Below are 19,326 nucleotides of genomic sequence, written 5' to 3'. Positions count from 1 at the left end.
GTTCACGGCTGGCCCTGCGGTTTGCGCAACAGACTGTAGGCCATCGCCCCAAGCGCAGCCACGCCGAGCAGTAACACGGCCCACAGACCGAGCTTTTTCCAGTCGGCGCCCACCGGCGGCGATACGGCAACGGCAGATGGCTTGAGCACCACCTCCCCCGCAAGCGTGGCCTGCCCGAGCGCGTTGAGACGCTCAGTGCTGTAATCGGGAATCAGGGTGGACAACGGCAGATTCGCCGCCTTGACCGCCCCATTCCCCAGCGCCAGCGTGAACGGTGGCTCGCCCCGCGCCAGGAACACAAGCTGCGTGGAGCGCACCGCAAAGCGCAACGCCGGGGCTTCGCTGCCCAGGCCACCGCCGCGCTCGTCCACTTGCAGTTTCAGCTCAGCGACCGTCTGGCCCGGCAACTGCAACTGGTCCTGCATCACGTCCTTGCCGTTCTGGGTCAGGCGGTACAACAAGCCCTTGCTCAACGGCTGCCACGTTTGCCTGGCATCACTTCGCCCCAGCAGCGTCACAGGCGCCAAGGTGTTGGGCTGCTTCAGTTCGACGCGCAAGCGCTCGACATTCAGCCCCGTCGGCAACTGCCAGCTATATTCACCCGCCGTGAGCCGCACGCCCGCCAATGGTTGCGACCACACCAGCGGCAACGGCAGGCTGCTGCGCGTCGCGCTCGCCAGCATGGCAGACGTCAGCAGTGGCGCCGCCTGCCCCTGCCACACCAGGCGCAGGTAACGCGCTGATTGGCCCGGCAAGCTGACGTCATGCTGTTCGACCCGCTCATCGGCAAACGACAGGCGCGCCACTTGCCCGTCACCCCAGGCTTGCCAGTGCTGCAAGTCGTTGCTGGCTTCGATGCTGAAACGCTGGAAGCCGTCCTGTTCGTGGCTCCAGTCGAGGCTCAGCTGCTGCAACGGGGCCTTGATCGCGCTGGCATCGAGCACCCAGCCACGCAATACCTGCTTGCCCGGTTTCGCAACGCTGGCCGGTTTGATTTCAACCAGTGTGCCTTCGTCCGTGGTCTTCATCACCACACCGGGCAGGTTTTCCTGGGTGTCGGCGGCGTACAGTGGGAACCACTTCACCGGCGTCACATCGCGGCTTTCAGTGTGCGAGGGCGATTGACGCGACAGTGCATAAGCCTGCGGTTCGCCGGCGGCGTTAAACACCCGCACATCGCTGAGGTCGGCCTGGCGCGCGCTCAGTTGCACGGCCAAGGGCAATTCGAGGCGATACCAAGGGCCTTCGCCGCTGACACTCATCGCCACCTGGGTACTGAAGTCGGCGGGCGTTTCCTGAGCCCACGCGGACAACGTCACACACATGCCCACTGCGACTACGCTCAACTTACCTATCAAGAGGCTGCTCCTTCAGTTTCCAGTACGGGCTCGGCGCGCTTGGGCGGCAGCGGCGCGAAGTAGCCCACCACCAGCAACAATGCGCCCACGCCGATGAACGACACGATCCGCGCCAGGCCGCCACGGTTGCTCAGTTCGACAAAAAACAGCTTGGCCACCACCACGGCAATCAATACCGCGCCGATCAGCCACACTTCGCGACGATGACGCAGGTGGCCGCCGATCATCAGGCCCAGCGCGATCAGGGTCCAGACGATCGACAGGCCGGCTTGCACCAGCATCGATTCGAGCAACGCATCCAGATGGAACGGCACGCCGCTCCAATGGTGAGCGGTGCGCATCACCAATGCGGTGAAGAACGCAAACAGTGAAAGCCCCGCGATACCTTGGGCGAGCCGCTCGGCATGCGGCCCGCGCTGCGGCGCCACGCTTCGCGACCACACATACACTCCCAGCAATGCGAACAGCAGGCCCAGGTCCAGCGGGTTCAGCAAGGGCACGTAGGGCAACGGATTGGCCGTACCGTCGCTGAATATATTCGCCAGCCAGAACCACCCGAGCATCAGCACACCCAGGGGCAGCGCTGCGAATACACGGTATTCCCTGGCATACGCCGACACCGGCCAAGCAAAGCTGCGCGGCGCGGCGGCCAGCACCAGGTAGAGGCTTGGCAGGATCGCCCAGCCCAGCCAGCGCCAGGCGTTGTATTCGGCCGTAAAGCGCAGTAACCCGTAACGCAGCTCCAGCGCCAGCAGGCCAAGCAACATCCAGCAGCCCAACACATGGGCGACGCTTAGCGCGCTGCGCGGAGCCATCGCCGCCAAGCGGCGCAGCGAAAGGAAATGCACCCCAAACAGCGCCGGCCAAGCCAGCCAGCCGTAATGCGCCGCCGGGTGGTAATAGGTATGCGCGCACACCAGCAACACCACGCTCGCCGCCGGCATCAGCAAGGTGCACAACAGGCCCAATGAGGGCCACTTCAGCCGCCAAGCCAGCAGCGTCCAGACCGCCACGCTGATCGCCACGCTGCCCAGCAGAAAGGCGCCTCGCAGCTCGCCGGGAACAAACCTCAACACTTCGCCCGTCACCGCCAGCGTCCACCAGGCCGCGCCCCACACCAGCAGCAGGTCGGACAGACGTTGCAGTTTCAGCCACGCAAACAGCGGCGCATGGGGTTCACGCTGCAAACGCCAGGCGCCCACCAAGGACGCCAGCCCCAGCACCATCGGCGTCCAGAAACCGCTGTGCGCCAAGGGGCTCAAGCCCTCGCCAGTCAACGGCCCGACCCACTGCGGCACGGCGAGCAGGAACGACCCGCCGCCAACCAGTTGCAGCAGCAGACCAAACACAAAACTGACGCGCTGTTGCAGGTACAGGCTCAGCCAGATGATCAACAAACCACTGGCTGCCCATACGCCGCTGGCGCTTTCCCATGGCAGTACGAACAGCACCGCCAGGTTAATCAATACCAGTCCGGCCAGCATCACCACCGACAACCCGCGCAGCAGCCGCCCATCACTGCGCACCATGTCGTCACGCGCCGCCAGCAGCATGCCTGCGATCAAGGCCAAGCCGATCAACGAGGCGGTGATCAAACCGCCCCAGCCAGCACTGAACACGGCCGCGCCATCACCGCCCTGCAAGCGCAGCAGGAACAACGCGCCGCCCAGCAACTGCACGGCGAAGGCCACGAAGAGGAAAGTGCGCGAGCCGATGCGCAGGCCGACGAACAACGTCACCAGGCCAGCGAATGCCCAACTGATGGCAGTGCCCTGGGTCAGCAACAGCAGCGGCGCCAGCAGGTATAGAAAGCCCAGGCCCAGGCTCGCCAATACCGGCAAACCGTTGCGCTCCCACTCCCTCGCCTGTTCGGCCGGCGCCTTGCGCAAATGATGGAAGCTCAATAGCAGCGCGGCGCCCAGCAGCAGTGCACCCAATGGCGCGCCGTCGAGCAAGGCCAGCTCGCCGGGGTGCAGTTCGCTGAGAAACGCCAGCGCCGAACCCAACTGCAACAGCAAGCCGAACACCCGCGCCAACGGCCGTTGCTGACGCAAGCCCAGCCAGAAGATCCCCGCCCCTTCCACCGCCCAGGCCGCAGCGGTCCAGCGCGCATCCAGCCCCAGGGGAATGGCCAGGCTGGCAAAGATTACGCCCAGCGCCAGGCAGGTTTGCGCCAGCAGCAAGGCGCGCCCGCCGCTCAACAACCGCGCCAGCCCCATATAGATAATGCCCAGGCCCAACGCACTGAAGGCGGCGGCAAATTCCAGGTGCTGGACCAGCGCGAACTGCAAGCCGAACCCCACCAGTGGCGGGCCGAACAGCAGGCTACCGTCGACATAATCGCCCTTGGCCGCCGACCAGCGCAGCAACCCATCACGGTCCTCGGGCGCACTCCCCGCTTCCAGCAACTTGCGCCGGGCAAACAGCAGGCCGATAGCCAGGTACATCAGGAAAAACACAATCAGAAACGGCTCGGTGCTCCACAGCAGTTCCGGCGTATAGGAGCGCATGCCCCAGGCAAAGCCGATGCCGAAGGTGCCGACAAAACCGATCAGGTTGAGTAGACGCCAGGCCTTGAACCAGGCGATAGCGAGGATGCCGGCGTTGAGCAAGGCGAAATAACTGAACAATGCGACATGGTTACCAGCGCCGGTCGACGTGAGGATCGGTGCCGCAAAACCACCGAGCGCTGCGGCGCAGGCAAGGCCCAACGCATCCTGAGTAATCGCCAGGATCGCCGAGAACACCGTGACCGCCACCAGCAGGCCCAGCGCCGCGCCCGGGTCGATCAGCGGGTGCAGGCGCATCGCCGCAAACACCGTGAGGTACAACACCGCGATGCCGGTGCCTTGCAGCATCAGCCCGTATTGGCGGTTGCGCAGTCGCAGCCACCAGCCCAGGCCCAGCAGGCCGACGGCAGCTGCGGCAACCCCGGCGTAGCGCAGCTCGACCGGCACCACCATGCCTTCGGTGGCGTAGCGCAGCAGGAACGCCAGGCCGAGAAACAACAGCACCACGCCGACGCGCAGCACGGCGTTGCCGCCAAACAGCCAATTGCGCGCAGCACTGATGCCGCGTTCGATCAGGTTGGGCTCCCGGGGGGTGGCAGGCGCTTGAGGGCGCTGCGCAGAAACCCGAACGGCATCCGGCAGCGGCTGGCTCGGCTCGGCCACCACGGCGACGGGTGTCAATTCAGCCGGCAACTCCCAGACAAGCTCGGGGGCGTTGGCGACAGGTTCAGGTTCCACCTGAGGAATAGGCGCTGCAACCACGACGTTTTGGGACGGCACCGGCACTTCCAACTGCCGCAGGCGCTCGCCCAGGGCTATCAGGGCCTTCTGCGTGGTTTCCAGCTGTTGCGCCTGCTGGTCCGCCTGGGTCGCCAGTTTCGACAAGCGAATCGCCTGGCCGATGCCCAACCCCAATAACGCACCAATGCCCGCATCGCTGAACGACTCATCGAGCGTCCAGCCGAGCACCAGGCCAATCAGCATGAAAATCCATTGCATGGTCGATATTCCCTAAGCAGCCCGAGGCGGGCAAACCGGGGGCCAGTATATCGACGCGCAACCAATGTGGGAGGGGGCTTGCTCCCGATAGCGGTGTTCCAGTCGACATATCTGTTAACTGGTAGACCGTTATCGGGAGCAAGCCCCCTTCCACATCTTGTACTGCGGTGTTTAGTCGAGGGCTTTCCAGATTTCGGTGGCGTATTCGCGAATGGTGCGGTCCGAGCTGAACCAGCCCATCCGCGCCGTATTGAGCACCGCCGAGCGCCACCAGGCCTTGGAGTCATGCCAGTGCGCCTCGACCCGCGCCTGGGCGTCCCAGTAGGAGTCGAAGTCGGCACACACCAGGAAGCGGTCGTACTCGATCAGCCCATCGACCAAGCCCACGTACCGGCCCGGATCATCCGGCGAGAACACCCCGCCACGGATCGCCTGCAGCACATCGCTCAAGCGATGGGAGGCGGCGATTTCCGGCCCGGCGTTGAACTCACCGGTGTGCTTGCGGCCTTCGACCTGCTGGGCACTGAGGCCGAAGATGAACATGTGCTCGGCGCCCACCCGCTCGTGCATCTCCACGTTGGCGCCGTCCATGGTGCCGATGGTCAGCGCACCGTTGAGGCCGAACTTCATGTTACTGGTGCCCGACGCCTCGAAACCGGCGGTAGAAATCTGCTCCGACAAATCCGCCGCTGGGATGATGCTTTCCGCCAGGCTGACGTTGTAGTTGGGCAGGAACACCACCTTGAGCAGGCCGCGTACGGTCGGGTCGTTGTTGACGGTGCGGGCGATGTCGTTGGTCAGCTTGATGATCAGCTTGGCCTGGTGATAACTCGCCGCCGCCTTGCCGGCGAAGATTTTCACCCGAGGCACCCAATCGACCTCCGGCTCGGCCCGGATCGCCTGATACAGCGCCACGGTGTGCAGCAGGTTGAGCAACTGGCGCTTGTACTCGTGGATCCGCTTGACCTGCACGTCGAACATCGCCGCCGGGTTCACCGAAATGCCCAGGCGCTCATGGATGATCTCGGCCAGCGCCCGCTTGCTGTGCAGGCGCTGGTCGGCGAAGGCTTTGCGGAAGGTCTGTTTCTCAGCGAAGGTTTCCAGCTCGCCCAGGCGTGTTTCCATGTTGTCGAGAATGTCAGCACCCAGCGCTTTCACCAGCATATCGGTGAGCTGGGGGTTGGCCTGGTACAGCCAGCGGCGGAAGGTGATGCCGTTGGTTTTGTTGTTGATGCGCTCAGGGTAGAGCTTATGCAGTTCGGAAAACACCGTGCTGCGCATCAGTTGGGTGTGCAGGCCGGACACGCCATTGACACTGTGGGAACCGAGGAACGCCAGGTTGCCCATGCGTACACGGCGGCCGTTGTCTTCTTCAATCAACGACACGGCGCGCAGCACGTCAAAGTCGTGAATGCCCTTGGCGCGCAGCGAGTCGATATGCTGGGCGTTGATCAGGTAGATGATCTGCATATGCCGGGGCAGCATGCGCTCCATCAAACCGACCGGCCAGGTTTCCAATGCCTCGGGCAGCAAGGTGTGGTTGGTGTAGGAAAGCGTTTCGACAGTGACGTCCCACGCCGCTTCCCACGGAATGTCGTGCAGGTCGACCAACTGGCGCATCAACTCGGCCACGGCGATGGACGGGTGGGTATCGTTGAGTTGAATGGCGGCGTGTTCGCCCAGGCTCAGCACCGAGCCATGCATGTTTTTGTGGCGGCGCAGCAAGTCTTGCAACGAGGCGGAAACGAAGAAGTATTCCTGGCGCAGGCGCAGTTCCTGCCCCGCTTCGGTGCTGTCGGCCGGGTAGAGCACCCGGGAAATGCTTTCGGCGCGGGCCACCTCGGCCACGGCGCCCAAGTGGTCACCGGCGTTGAAGCGTTCCAGGTGCAGGTCTTCCACCGCACGGGCTCGCCACAGGCGCAGGGTATTGACGCTGGCACCCCGCCAACCGACCACCGGGGTGTCGTAGGCAACGGCACGTACTGTTTCGCTGGGCGTCCACACCTGGATCAGCTTACCGGAGGCGTCCGGCAGGGTTTCGACGCTGCCGCCAAAGCCGATCGGGTAAATCACCTCGGCGCGCTCGAACTCCCACGGGTTGCCGAAATCCAGCCAGCGTTCGGTCTGCTCCTGCTGCCAGCCATCGACAATCGCCTGGCGGAACAAGCCATGTTCGTAACGAATGCCATAACCGTGGCCGGCAATGCCCAGGGTCGACATGCTTTCCATAAAGCAGGCGGCCAAGCGCCCCAGGCCACCGTTGCCAAGCGCCGCGTCGGGTTCGAGCAGGCGAATGCGCTCAAGGTCGACGCCCAGCTCGGACAGCGCTTCGCGCGCGATTTCCAGCACGCCGAGGTTGCTCAGACTGTCGTAGAGCAAGCGGCCGATGAGAAATTCCAGCGAGAGGTAATAAACCCGTTTCTGGCCTTTGCGGTAGATGCGCCGCGTATGGTCCATCCAGTGGTCGACCATCTGGTCGCGGGCGGCCAGGGCAATGGCTTCGAACCAGTCGTGGTCGAAGGCGTGATCCGGGTCCTTGCCCACCGCGTAGGTGAGTTTGGTCAAGACAGCATCGCGAAATGCGGCTACCTCTGCTTCTCGTGCAAGTGGTTCCTGAGACATCAATTGCGACCTCGGGCGAGATAGAAGGAGTTGCTAGAGCCTAGACGGTCTGACAGACGGTGGACGCTCTGGTTCGTCAGTTTTTTAACTCATTGCGCGTTGCATGAATTTGATGCAGAGGTCGTGCCTGATCGCCGTTCGCGCAGAAACTCTGAAAAGGTTGTTCAAAAAACCACCAACCCCGGTATGATCGCGCGCCCGGATACAGCCCCACCTTTTGGAACCCTGATGAAGCCTCAACTGATCGCCGCCGCGGAACTCGACCGTCTCGAGACCTGGCAGAAATATTCCGCCCACATGTGCGGTGGCTGCGTGTCCAGCTGCTGCACGCTGCCGGTCGAAGTGAAGATCAAGGACCTGATCCGCATCGGCATCGTCGATGAGTTCGAGCGCGGCGACCCGCCGAAGAACATCGCCAAGCGTTTGCAGAAGGAAGGCATCGTCGAGCGCTTCAATTCCAAATCCGAAATTTTTACCTTGCAGCGCATGAGCAACAACGACTGCCTGTACCTGGATCGTAAGACGCGCTTTTGCACTATTTATGACAAGCGCCCGGATACCTGCCGCAACCACCCGAAAATCGGGCCGCGGCCGGGGTATTGCGCGTACAAGCCCAAGGAAGTGGTGCGCGAGACTAATTTCAAGACGCTCGACAAGTTCTGATGATCGTTCCCACGCTCCGCGTGGGAACGCAGCCCTGGACGCTCCGCGTCCGCTCTTAAGGGCGGGCGCAGAGCGTCCCCAGAGGCATTCCCACGCAGAGCGTGGGAACGATCAGACATAAAAAAACGCCCCCGGCCTTTCGACCGGGGGCGTTTTTATTCAGCCTGAGTTAACTCAGTTCTTGGCTTTCTTGGCAGCGCGGGTGCGCTCGCCTTCGTCCAGGATCTTCTTACGCAGGCGGATCGACTTAGGCGTGACTTCACACAGCTCGTCGTCCTGGATGAATTCCAGGGCCTGTTCCAGGGTGAACTTCACCGGTGGAACCAGAGCGATGGTTTCGTCTTTACCCGAAGCACGCATGTTGTCGAGCTTCTTGCCTTTGGTTGGGTTGACGCCCATGTCGTTGTCACGGCTGTTCAGACCAACGATCTGGCCGTTGTAGATCTCTTGACCGTGTTCAACGAACAGCTTGCCACGTGCCTGGAGGGTTTCCAGGGAGTAGGTCAGCGCCTTGCCGGTTTCTACCGATACCAGAACACCGTTCTGACGGCCGGACATGTCGCCGGACTTCATGGTGTCGTAGCGATCGAAGATCGAGGTCAGGATGCCAGCACCGTTGGTCAGGGTCAGGAACTGGTTACGGAAACCGATCAGACCGCGAGCAGGGATGTTGTATTCCAGACGCACACGGCCTTTGCCATCCGGCACCATGTTGGTCAGGTCGCCCTTACGCAGGCCCATCTCTTCCATCACCTTGCCCTGGGATTCTTCCGGGGTGTCGATGGTGACGTTTTCGAACGGTTCCTGCTTCACGCCGTCAACGGTACGGATGATCACTTCCGGACGACCAACACCCATTTCGAAGCCTTCGCGACGCATGGTTTCGATCAGTACCGAGAGGTGCAGCTCACCACGGCCGGAGACCTTGAACTTGTCGGCCGAGTCGCCTTCTTCAACGCGCAGGGCAACGTTGTACAGCAGCTCTTTGTCCAGACGCTCCTTGATGTTACGGGAGGTCACGAACTTGCCTTCTTTACCGCAGAACGGCGAGTCGTTGACCTGGAAGGTCATGGAAACGGTTGGCTCGTCAACGGTCAGAGGCTTCATCGCCTCGACGGTGTCCGGCTGGCACAGGGTGTCGGAGATGAACAGCGAGTCCATGCCGCTGACGCACACGATGTCGCCGGCGAAGGCTTCTTCAACGTCGATACGGTGCAGGCCGTGGTGGCCCATCAGCTTCAGGATACGGCCGTTACGCTTCTTGCCGTCGGCGCCGATCGCGACAACCGGGGTGTTCGGCTTGACGCTGCCACGGGCGATACGGCCAACGCCGATAACACCCAGGAAGCTGTTGTAGTCCAGTGCCGAGATTTGCATCTGGAACGGGCCTTCACGGTCAACCTTCGGTGGTGGAACGTGGTCAACGATGGCCTGGTACAGCGGGGTCATGTCTTCCGCCATGGCGGTGTGTTCCAGACCGGCAATACCGTTCAGGGCCGAGGCGTAGATCACTTGGAAATCAAGCTGCTCTTCGGTGGCACCCAGGTTGTCGAACAGGTCGAAGATCTGGTCCAGAACCCAGTCCGGACGCGCGCCTGGACGGTCAACCTTGTTGATGCACACGATCGGACGCAGGCCGGCTTCGAAGGCCTTCTTGGTCACGAAACGGGTTTGCGGCATAGGGCCGTCTTGAGCGTCAACCAGCAGCAGAACGGAGTCAACCATCGACATTACGCGTTCTACTTCGCCGCCGAAGTCGGCGTGGCCCGGGGTGTCCACGATGTTGATGTGGTAGCCGTTCCAGTTGATTGCGGTGTTTTTTGCCAGGATGGTAATACCGCGCTCTTTTTCCTGGTCGTTGGAGTCCATCACGCGCTCGTCGTTGAGCTCGTTGCGCTCCAGGGTGCCGGATTGACGCAAGAGTTTGTCTACCAGGGTGGTTTTACCATGGTCAACGTGAGCAATGATGGCGATGTTACGTAGATTTTCGATCACTTGTGTATCTCGATCAGAGGATTCGGTGTGCTGACAGGTCGTGGCAGCGATTTACAGTAGAGTCAGGCCTTGCCGTTACAGCTTGACGGCAGAGTCGGGGGGCCGGTGACGCAGGCCACAGGCAAACAGCCCCGGGCTCTTAGCTCGGTCGATAAACGCGCACATTGGCATGCCCCTCACTGAGCAAATGGTGGGCATGCAGGCGACTCATCACGCCTTTGTCGCAATACAGCAGGTACTGACGGCTGTCATCCAGTTCCTTGAAACGCGCGTTCAATGCATAAAACGGCAGCGTTTGTACGTCGATGCCAGGAATTTCCAGCGGCTCATCCTCGGCGGCATCCGGGTGACGGATGTCGACGATGATCTGGCCGGCCAGGGCTTCGCTGACTTCTTCGATCTGCACATCCTGGCCCAGCTCGTCGATGACGCGATCGATCGGGACCAGTTTGGCGTTCTCGAGCGCTCGCTCCAGAATCGCCATGTCGAACTGTTGTTCTTCATACTCCACGCGGTTGCGCTTGGCGTGGGTCTTGGGGTTCACCGAGATGACCCCGCAATACTCAGGCATATGCTTGGCAAAGTCGGCGGTGCCGATCTGCTCTGCCTGATCGATGATGTCCTGCTTGTGGCTGGCGATCAGCGGGCGCAACACCAGTTTCTCGGTGACGCAGTCGATGATCGACAGGTTTGGCAGCGTCTGGCTGGATACCTGAGAGATCGCTTCACCGGTCACCAGCGCGTCGATCTGCAACCGATCGGCAATCCGCGACGCCGCGCGCAACATCATACGCTTCAATACGACGCCCATATGACCGTTATCGACTTTGCCGAGAATTTCGCCCAGCACTTCCTCGAACGGTACGCTCACAAATAGCACGCGTTGGGAGCTGCCGTACTTCTTCCAGATAAAGTGCGCGACTTCCATCACGCCCAATTCGTGTGCACGCCCGCCCAGATTGAAGAAGCAGAAGTGGCTCATCAGGCCGCGACGCATGATCTGGTAGGCCGCCACCGTCGAATCGAAACCGCCGGACATCAATACCAGGGTCTGTTCCAGGGCACCCAGCGGGTAGCCGCCGATGCTGTTGTGCTGGCTGTGGATCACGAACAACCGTTTGTCGCGAATTTCCATGCGCACTTCAATTTGCGGTGCTTTCAGGGAAATTCCGGCGGCGCCGCACTCGCGACGCAGCTTGCTGCCGACGTATTTTTCCACATCCATGGAGCTGAACGGATGCTTGCCGGCACGCTTGCAGCGCACCGAAAAGATCTTGCCGGCCAGCGCGTCACCGAAGTGCTGTTTGCACTTCTCGGTGATGTCGTCGAAGTCGCCCAGCGGGTACTCATCCACCTGCAGGAAATGCGCGATACCCGGCATGCAGCTCAGGCGCTCGGTCATGTCCTTCAAGGCTTTGGCGTCGGTCAGGCGGGTTTCCAGCTCGAGGTTGTCCCACACGCCATTCACCACCACAGCCGGGTCCAGGTCACGGAGCACGGCACGGATGTTCTTGGCCAATTGACGGATGAAACGCGTCCGTACCGGTCGGCTCTTGATGGTGATCTCGGGGAAGACTTTAACGATTAATTTCATGGAAACAGCGCGCGCCGGGCCTGCTGAAAAAGGGGGGCGCGGATTATAGCGGAAATCGCTCAAGGTTTAACCAGTTAATATGCAGCGCATTCGCTACGCACCAAAACGGGTCATTTTCGCCCGTTAGCGCTACATTGCAGTGCGCTATTTACCGCGCTTTGGCCAATTGCACCGTTATAGGGGCCATTTTGACGCAAAAAGACCATGTTGGCGCACTGGCATGCAATTTGCTCTCTTGTGAGGCAGGTTGCCTTGGCGGAGTATCCGCGCCGGCATCACCCAAATTCTAAGGGCTAACTCCACTACCCTAGCCCGAAGCCACCCGGAGGACACCATGTCGAAGTCGGTTCAACTCATCAAAGATCATGACGTTAAATGGATTGATCTGCGCTTCACGGACACCAAAGGTACTCAGCACCACGTGACCATGCCGGCTCGCGACGCGCTGGATGATGCTTTCTTCGAAGAAGGCAAGATGTTCGACGGTTCCTCCATCGCCGGCTGGAAAGGCATCGAAGCCTCCGACATGATCCTGATGCCGGACGACAGCACTGCCGTCCTCGACCCGTTCACCGAAGACCCAACCCTGATCATCGTCTGCGACGTGATCGAGCCTTCGACCATGCAAGGCTACGACCGCGACCCACGTGCGATCGCCAAGCGTGCCGAGGAATACCTGAAGTCGACCGGTATCGGCGACACCGTATTCGTAGGCCCTGAGCCAGAATTCTTCATCTTCGATTCGGTCAAGTTCAAGTCCGACATCTCCGGCTCCATGTTCAAGATCTACTCCGAACAAGGCTCGTGGATGTCCGACCAGGACGTGGAAGGCGGCAACAAAGGCCACCGTCCAGGCATCAAAGGTGGCTACTTCCCTGTTCCGCCGTTCGACCACGACCACGAAATCCGTACCTCCATGTGCAACGCCATGGAAGAAATGGGCCTGGTCATCGAAGTTCACCACCACGAAGTGGCGACTGCCGGCCAGAACGAAATCGGTGTGAAGTTCAACACCCTGGTCGCCAAGGCTGACGAAGTCCAGACCCTGAAGTACTGCGTACACAACGTGGCTGATGCCTACGGCCGTACCGCTACCTTCATGCCTAAGCCGCTGTACGGCGATAACGGTTCGGGTATGCACGTTCACTTGTCCATCGCCAAAGAAGGCAAGAACACCTTCGCCGGCGAAGGTTATGCCGGCCTGTCCGACACCGCCCTGTACTTCATCGGCGGTATCATCAAGCACGGTAAGGCCCTGAACGGCTTCACCAACCCGTCGACCAACTCCTACAAGCGTCTGGTTCCAGGCTTCGAAGCGCCGGTGATGCTGGCCTACTCGGCCCGTAACCGTTCCGCCTCTATCCGTATCCCTTACGTGTCCAGCCCGCGCGCTCGTCGTATCGAAGCCCGCTTCCCGGACCCGGCAGCCAACCCATACCTGGCTTTCGCAGCCCTGGTCATGGCTGGCCTGGACGGCATCCAGAACAAGATCCACCCTGGCGACGCCGCCGACAAAAACTTGTACGACCTGCCGCCTGAAGAGGCCAAAGAGATCCCACAAGTGTGCGGCAGCCTGAAAGAAGCCCTGGAAGAGCTGGACAAGGGCCGTGCGTTCCTGACCAAAGGCGGCGTGTTCAGCGACGACTTCATCGATGCCTACATCGAGTTGAAAAGCGAAGAAGAAATCAAGGTTCGTACCTTCGTACACCCACTGGAATACGAGCTGTACTACAGCTGCTGATCCGGTAGCGCTGCTTGATGTAGCGTGATTGAAAAAGGGCCTCCTTCGGGAGGTCTTTTTTTGCGCAATTTTTTGTAGGAGCGAGCTTGCTCGCGAAAAACGCAAAGACACCTCATTTCTTCAACATTTACGCGCTATCGTTAACGACCTTCGCGAGCAAGCTCGCTCCTACAGGGGATCGCCTTTGAAATCTCGATTCGTATTTGCCTTGATGTTCGTCAGTGCCGGTGCTTGCGCCGCCCCGCCTACCCTTGAGCCACTGCTCAACAGCATCGCCGAGCGCCTGGAGATCGCCGACCAGGTAGCCTTGAGCAAATGGGACAGCCATAAGCCCGTGGAAGATAAAAAGCGCGAGCAGGAAGTGATCGCCAGCGTCGTCGCCCAAGCACCGAGCTACAAACTGGACCCCGCCTCTGCCGAGCAATTCTTCGCGGCGCAGATCGAGGCAAACAAACTGGTGCAGTACACCCATTTGTCCGACTGGCAATTCCAGGGCAAGGCCCCCGACGATCCGCGTCCGGACTTGGTCAAGCAGATTCGCCCGCGATTGGATGAGCTGCAAAAACGCCTGCTGCAACAGTTGGCCGACTTCACACCCCTGCGCACAGACCCTCAATGCCCGCAATGGCTTGCCGAGGCAGTGCATGAGCCACTGAATGACCCGCTACGCCAACTGGCGATGATCCGCGCCACCGCGGAGCTGTGCGTTTACAAAGGTTAACGCGTGCAAACCCAATCAAAACTGTGGGAGGGGGCTTGCTCCCGATAGCAGAGTGTCAGTCAGCATATTTAACAGCTGATACACCGCTATCGGGAGCAAGCCCCCTCCCACATTGGATTTGGGTGCATTCAGCTTCCTGAACAGACTTTCTCAAAACGCACTATATTGGTGCGACAGGTTGCACCCACCCCACCAGCGCAGCCCATTTTGGTTCGATTCTTCCCGAACAAGCTGGCAGAACGCCACAGTTTCGCGCCTGAACTCCTTATTTCAGGGCTTTAACGCTTCTTTTCGGAGCCTTGGTTTGGTTTTTGCATTTTCCTTGTATCAGCGTGTGCCTCAAGCCTGCGCCTTGCTCCAAAAGAGGTCCTGATGACCATCAGTGATGCACTGCACCGTTTGTTACTCGACAACCTGACTACTGCGACCATCCTGCTCAACGCCGACCTGCGCCTTGAGTACATGAACCCGGCGGCGGAGATGCTCCTGGCTATCAGCGGCCAGCGCAGCCATGGGCAGTTCATCAGCGAATTGTTCACCGAGTCGGCCGAGGCCTTGAGCTCGTTGCGCCAGGCCGTGGAGCAGGCACACCCGTTCACCAAGCGCGAAGCGATGCTCACCGCCCTGACCGGGCAGACGCTGACTGTCGACTACGCGGTGACGCCGATCCTGAGCAATGGCGCGACGCTGCTGCTGCTCGAAGTGCACCCCCGCGACCGCCTGCTGCGCATCACCAAGGAGGAGGCGCAGCTGTCCAAGCAGGAAACCAGCAAGATGCTGGTGCGCGGCCTGGCCCACGAGATCAAGAACCCGCTGGGCGGCATTCGTGGCGCGGCGCAGTTGCTGGCCCGCGAGCTGCCGGAGGAGCATCTCAAGGACTACACCAACGTCATCATCGAAGAGGCCGACCGCCTGCGCAACCTGGTGGACCGCATGCTCGGCTCCAACAAGCTGCCGTCGCTGGCGATGACCAACGTGCACGAAGTGCTGGAGCGCGTCTGCCAGCTGGTCGAGGCCGAAAGCCAGGGCTGCATCACCCTGGTGCGCGACTATGACCCCAGCATCCCCGATGTCTTGATCGACCGCGAGCAGATGATCCAGGCGGTGCTCAATATCGTGCGCAACGCCATGCAGGCCATCAGCAGCCAGAACGAGTTGCGCCTGGGCCGCATCAGCCTGCGCACCCGCGCCCTGCGCCAGTTCACCATCGGCCATGTGCGCCATCGCCTGGTGACCAAGGTCGAAATCATCGACAACGGCCCGGGCATTCCTGCGGAATTGCAGGAAACCATCTTCTTCCCCATGGTCAGTGGCCGCCCGGACGGTACCGGGCTGGGCCTGGCCATTACCCAGAACATCATCAGCCAGCATCAGGGCCTGATCGAATGTGAGAGCCATCCCGGCCACACCACGTTCTCGATCTTCCTGCCATTGGAACAAGGAGCCCCCACGACATGAGCCGTAGTGAAACTGTCTGGATCGTCGATGACGACCGTTCTATCCGCTGGGTCCTGGAGAAAGCCTTGCAACAGGAAGGCATGACCACCCAGAGCTTCGACAGCGCCGACGGTGTGATGAGCCGCCTGGCTCGCCAGCAGCCGGATGTGATCATCTCCGATATCCGCATGCCCGGCGCCAGCGGCCTGGACCTGCTGGCGCGGATTCGCGAACAGCACCCGCGCCTGCCGGTGATCATCATGACGGCGCACTCGGACCTGGACAGCGCTGTCGCGTCGTATCAGGGCGGCGCTTTCGAATACCTGCCCAAGCCGTTCGATGTGGATGAGGCGGTAGCGCTGGTCAAGCGCGCCAACCAGCACGCCCAGGAACAGCAGAACCAGGAAGCCCCGCCGGCCCTGACGCGCACGCCGGAAATCATCGGTGAAGCGCCGGCGATGCAGGAAGTGTTTCGCGCCATCGGGCGCTTGAGCCACTCCAACATCACTGTGCTGATCAACGGCGAGTCGGGTACCGGTAAAGAGCTGGTCGCCCACGCGCTGCACCGTCACAGCCCTCGGGCGGCGTCGCCGTTTATCGCGTTGAATATGGCGGCTATCCCGAAAGACTTGATGGAGTCCGAGCTGTTCGGCCATGAAAAAGGCGCGTTCACCGGTGCGGCCAACCTGCGGCGCGGGCGCTTTGAGCAAGCGGACGGCGGCACTCTGTTCCTCGATGAAATCGGCGACATGCCCGCCGATACCCAGACCCGCCTGCTGCGGGTGCTGGCCGATGGTGAGTTCTATCGCGTCGGCGGGCATACGCCGGTCAAGGTGGATGTACGCATCATCGCGGCGACGCACCAGAACCTGGAAACCCTGGTCCACGCCGGCAAATTCCGCGAGGACTTGTTCCATCGCCTCAACGTGATCCGTATCCACATCCCGCGCATGTCGGACCGCCGCGAAGACATTCCCACCCTCGCCCGTCACTTCCTCAGCCGCGCCGCCCAGGAGCTGGCCGTCGAGCCGAAGCTGCTCAAGACCGAGACCGAGGAATACCTGAAGAACCTGCCATGGCCCGGCAACGTACGCCAGCTGGAGAACACTTGCCGCTGGATCACGGTGATGGCCTCCGGGCGCGAAGTGCACATCAGCGACCTGCCGCCGGAACTGCTGAGCCTGCCGCAGGATTCGGCACCGGTCACCAACTGGGAACAGGCACTGCGCCAATGGGCCGACCAAGCCCTGGCACGCGGCCAGTCGAACCTGCTGGACAGCGCCGTGCCGGCGTTCGAGCGGATCATGATCGAGACCGCGCTCAAGCACACCGCTGGCCGCCGTCGCGATGCCGCCGTGCTGCTGGGTTGGGGGCGTAACACCCTGACGCGCAAGATCAAGGAGCTGGGGATGAAGGTCGACGGCGGTGACGACGACGAAGGTGACGAAAGCTGATCACCGCTCTCTGATCCACCGAAGATCCAATGTGGGAGGGGGCTTGCTCCCGATAGCAGTTGTTCAGTCACAACATCTGTGTCTGATCTACCGCTATCGGGAGCAAGCCCCCTCCCACATTTGGATCTTCACAAGGCTCATAGTCATGCACCGATTCAATGCACCATGAACCGGCATCGGGCATGGAGCCGGCGCCCGAAAGATTGCTACGGCTGAAAAACTCTTCAACGCTGAGGCCACCAAAGCCCCGAATTCCGGGGCTTTGCGCTTTCTTGCAAGTTTTATGGCGCCAATTGCAAACTCTGGCACGCCCCCTGCAATAACTCTTGTACTACCCAGTTTCGGGACCTTGGTACAGGCAGGCCGAGAATCCCCTCTTTAACACCGAAGCCCTAGGCTTTACCCCGTTTTGGGAGCCCTGGTACAGGCAGGCCGGGAACTCCCTCTTTTATTGCTCGTGGAGATGGATCTCCAGCCGCCAGCGGTCATCGACCTCTTCGCCCTTCCACTCCCCTCGCAATGGCCGAGCCGCCACCAGGTTCAGCAGCAAACCGCCGTCGGTCTTGCGGATGCGCCAGTTCACGTCCTTGTCATTGACCTTGAGTTGCCCACTGGCGGCCTTGCCCTGTGCGTCGAACAGCAGCGCCACGGTGCCGTCGATATGCTCGCCGTGCAGCTTGGGTTCGCTGTTGAACCACACCACCAAACCGTCCGCCGCAGGTTCCACCTGTTGCAGCTCGACCGGGTCCGCAGTGGTCAAGCGACCGATCATCAAGCCAATCATCAAGCCGACAATCGCCAGTGAGCCGAGCACCCGTGGCAATAGCTTCGGCCTCGGGTCGTCTTCGGGGGTAGAATGCAGCGCATCTTTACCTTCGGAGCCGTGCATGTTTCACGTCATCCTTTTTCAACCAGAAATTCCGCCGAATACCGGCAACGTTATCAGGCTGTGCGCCAACAGTGGCTGCCACCTGCATTTGATCGAGCCGCTGGGCTTCGACATGGACGACAAACGCCTGCGCCGCGCCGGGCTGGATTACCACGAGTACGCCACCCTCAAGCGCCACGCCGACCTGGCAAGCTGCCTGGAAAGCCTGGGCCACCCGCGCTTGTTCGCATTCACCACCAAGGGCTCGCGGCCGTTTCATGATGCCAGCTTCGCCGAGGGCGACGCGTTTCTGTTCGGCCCGAGAGCCGGGGCCTGCCGGCCGAAGTGCTCGACGCCCTGCCCGACGGCCATCGCCTGCGCTTGCCGATGCGCGAAGGCTGTCGCAGCCTGAACCTGTCGAACACCGTCGCCGTGGCGGTCTATGAAGGCTGGCGCCAACTCGGCTTCAAGTAACACCGCATAGCAAATGTGGGAGGGGGCTTGCTCCCGATAGCGGTATATCAGCCAGCATATCTGTAGCTGACCCACCGCCATCGGGGGCAAGCCCCCTCCCACATTTTTTACCGCATCGACTTATTGAACCGTCGACGAACCTTCCTGTTGCATGCGCTGCAGCTCTTGAGCGTACAGGGCATCGAAGTTCACCGGTGCCAGCATCAGCGCCGGGAACGAGCCACGGGTGACCAGGCTGTCCAGGGTCTCACGGGCGTACGGGAACAGGATATTCGGGCAGAACGCGCCCAGGGTGTGGCTCATGGACGCTTCGTCCAGGCCCTGGATAAGGAAGATACCGGCCTGTTGCACTTCAGCGATGAAGGCCACTTCTTCGCCGTTCTTGACGGTGACCGACAGGGTCAACACGACTTCGTGGAAGTCGCCTTCCAGGGCTTTTTGACGGGTGTTCAGGTCCAGCGCAACGCTTGGGGTCCACTCCTGGCGGAAGATGGCCGGGCTTTTCGGTGCTTCGAACGACAGGTCACGCACATAGATGCGCTGCAGCGAAAACTGTGGGCCTTGGGCTTCTGCTGCTTCGGTGTTCTGTTGATCAGTCATCGCAGATCCTTCTCTATCTTGGGGCTTTTAGGGGTTAGGCGGACAGCAGCGCATCAAGTTTACCGGCGCGCTCAAGGGCAAACAGGTCGTCGCAGCCACCGATGTGCCGGGTGCCGATCCAGATCTGCGGGACCGACGTGCGCCCTGCCTTCTGGGCCATTTCGGCGCGCACATGGGGCTTGCCATCGACCTTGATCTCTTCGAAGGCAACGCCCTTCTTACCCAGCAAAGCCTTGGCTCGCACGCAATAAGGGCAATAATCGCTGGAATACACGACAACCTGGCTCATA

Annotated in this window: 13 protein-coding genes and 1 pseudogene; 6 read left to right on the top strand and 8 right to left on the bottom strand. The window is 61.1% G+C overall.

What is annotated here, in order from left to right:
• Positions 1–2: 2 nt before the first annotated feature.
• The 3 genes from C4J93_RS01830 to C4J93_RS01820 form a co-directional block, all read right to left on the bottom strand.
• Entirely contained in the window at positions 3–1,355 is a 1,353-nt protein-coding gene (locus C4J93_RS01830; RefSeq protein ID WP_124430833.1) for a DUF3999 domain-containing protein, read from the bottom strand.
• On the bottom strand, positions 1,355–4,867 hold the full coding sequence (locus C4J93_RS01825; protein WP_124428443.1) for a DUF2339 domain-containing protein: 3,513 nt from the start codon (positions 4,865–4,867) through the stop codon (positions 1,355–1,357). The genes C4J93_RS01830 and C4J93_RS01825 overlap by 1 nt, the downstream gene beginning before the upstream one ends.
• Positions 4,868–5,038: 171 nt before the next feature.
• A complete protein-coding gene (locus tag C4J93_RS01820) occupies positions 5,039–7,489 on the bottom strand; it encodes a glycogen/starch/alpha-glucan phosphorylase (protein ID WP_124428442.1) in 2,451 nt (816 codons plus the stop codon).
• Between the two features lie 228 nt (positions 7,490–7,717).
• Between C4J93_RS01820 and C4J93_RS01815 the strand changes: the two genes are divergently transcribed.
• Complete coding sequence (locus C4J93_RS01815) at positions 7,718–8,152, top strand: YkgJ family cysteine cluster protein (protein ID WP_003237464.1); 435 nt, start codon at positions 7,718–7,720, stop codon at positions 8,150–8,152.
• 174 nt (positions 8,153–8,326) lie between these two features.
• Here the strand turns inward: C4J93_RS01815 and typA are convergent, their stop codons facing one another.
• The gene (gene typA, locus C4J93_RS01810) at positions 8,327–10,147 is read right to left on the bottom strand and encodes a translational GTPase TypA (protein ID WP_124365497.1); all 1,821 of its coding nucleotides are present in this window, start codon (positions 10,145–10,147) and stop codon (positions 8,327–8,329) included.
• A 139-nt stretch (positions 10,148–10,286) separates the two neighbouring features.
• Entirely contained in the window at positions 10,287–11,741 is a 1,455-nt protein-coding gene (gene thiI, locus C4J93_RS01805; RefSeq protein WP_124360869.1) for a tRNA uracil 4-sulfurtransferase ThiI, read from the bottom strand.
• Positions 11,742–12,075: 334 nt separating this feature from the next.
• Here thiI and glnA point away from each other — a divergent pair, with 334 nt between their 5' ends.
• The 4 genes from glnA (at position 12,076) to ntrC (ending at position 17,094) form a co-directional block, all read left to right on the top strand.
• Positions 12,076–13,482, top strand: coding sequence for a glutamate--ammonia ligase (gene glnA / locus C4J93_RS01795; protein ID WP_124360867.1), 1,407 nt, complete (start codon positions 12,076–12,078; stop codon positions 13,480–13,482).
• Between the two features lie 184 nt (positions 13,483–13,666).
• Positions 13,667–14,203 (top strand): chorismate mutase, encoded by a 537-nt coding sequence (locus C4J93_RS01790; protein WP_124428441.1) that lies wholly within the window; start codon positions 13,667–13,669, stop codon positions 14,201–14,203.
• 372 nt (positions 14,204–14,575) lie between these two features.
• Positions 14,576–15,661, top strand: a complete 1,086-nt coding sequence (glnL, locus tag C4J93_RS01785; protein ID WP_005783937.1) for a nitrogen regulation protein NR(II) — start codon at positions 14,576–14,578, stop codon at positions 15,659–15,661.
• Entirely contained in the window at positions 15,658–17,094 is a 1,437-nt protein-coding gene (ntrC, locus tag C4J93_RS01780) for a nitrogen regulation protein NR(I) (protein ID WP_124360865.1), read from the top strand. Before glnL ends, ntrC begins: the two co-directional genes overlap by 4 nt.
• 448 nt (positions 17,095–17,542) lie before the next feature.
• On the opposite strand, the gene C4J93_RS01770 is transcribed toward ntrC, so the two are convergent.
• Complete coding sequence (locus C4J93_RS01770) at positions 17,543–17,983, bottom strand: hypothetical protein (RefSeq protein WP_124428440.1); 441 nt, start codon at positions 17,981–17,983, stop codon at positions 17,543–17,545.
• On the opposite strand from C4J93_RS01770, the pseudogene C4J93_RS01765 reads away from it, so the two are divergent.
• Positions 17,982–18,436: pseudogene (locus tag C4J93_RS01765) on the top strand (tRNA (cytidine(34)-2'-O)-methyltransferase). The gene C4J93_RS01770 and the pseudogene C4J93_RS01765 sit on opposite strands and share 2 nt — an antisense overlap.
• Positions 18,437–18,556: 120 nt before the next feature.
• Here C4J93_RS01765 and secB read toward each other — a convergent pair.
• Together secB and grxC are read right to left on the bottom strand one after the other, a co-directional pair.
• A complete protein-coding gene (gene secB / locus C4J93_RS01760; RefSeq protein WP_012721755.1) occupies positions 18,557–19,036 on the bottom strand; it encodes a protein-export chaperone SecB in 480 nt (159 codons plus the stop codon).
• Positions 19,037–19,070: 34 nt separating this feature from the next.
• Complete coding sequence (grxC, locus tag C4J93_RS01755) at positions 19,071–19,325, bottom strand: glutaredoxin 3 (protein WP_124428439.1); 255 nt, start codon at positions 19,323–19,325, stop codon at positions 19,071–19,073.
• Position 19,326: the final 1 nt, after the last annotated feature.

The organism is Pseudomonas sp. R2-37-08W (assembly GCF_003851705.1).
Lineage (GTDB): Bacteria > Pseudomonadota > Gammaproteobacteria > Pseudomonadales > Pseudomonadaceae > Aquipseudomonas.
The sequence above is the reverse complement of the archived record's forward strand: the minus strand, read 5'-3'. Positions and strand labels throughout refer to the sequence as shown.

What these genes read in the sequence shown, in the direction of transcription:
- C4J93_RS01825 (WP_124428443.1), bottom strand. Translation starts at nt 4,867, where the DNA reads ATGCAATGGATTTTCATGCTGATTGGCCTGGTGCTCGGCTGGACGCTC.
- C4J93_RS01820 (WP_124428442.1), bottom strand. Translation starts at nt 7,489, where the DNA reads ATGTCTCAGGAACCACTTGCACGAGAAGCAGAGGTAGCCGCATTTCGC.
- C4J93_RS01815 (WP_003237464.1), top strand. Translation starts at nt 7,718, where the DNA reads ATGAAGCCTCAACTGATCGCCGCCGCGGAACTCGACCGTCTCGAGACC.
- thiI (WP_124360869.1), bottom strand. Translation starts at nt 11,741, where the DNA reads ATGAAATTAATCGTTAAAGTCTTCCCCGAGATCACCATCAAGAGCCGA.
- glnA (WP_124360867.1), top strand. Translation starts at nt 12,076, where the DNA reads ATGTCGAAGTCGGTTCAACTCATCAAAGATCATGACGTTAAATGGATT.
- glnL (WP_005783937.1), top strand. Translation starts at nt 14,576, where the DNA reads ATGACCATCAGTGATGCACTGCACCGTTTGTTACTCGACAACCTGACT.
- ntrC (WP_124360865.1), top strand. Translation starts at nt 15,658, where the DNA reads ATGAGCCGTAGTGAAACTGTCTGGATCGTCGATGACGACCGTTCTATC.
- C4J93_RS01770 (WP_124428440.1), bottom strand. Translation starts at nt 17,983, where the DNA reads ATGCACGGCTCCGAAGGTAAAGATGCGCTGCATTCTACCCCCGAAGAC.
- secB (WP_012721755.1), bottom strand. Translation starts at nt 19,036, where the DNA reads ATGACTGATCAACAGAACACCGAAGCAGCAGAAGCCCAAGGCCCACAG.
- grxC (WP_124428439.1), bottom strand. Translation starts at nt 19,325, where the DNA reads ATGAGCCAGGTTGTCGTGTATTCCAGCGATTATTGCCCTTATTGCGTG.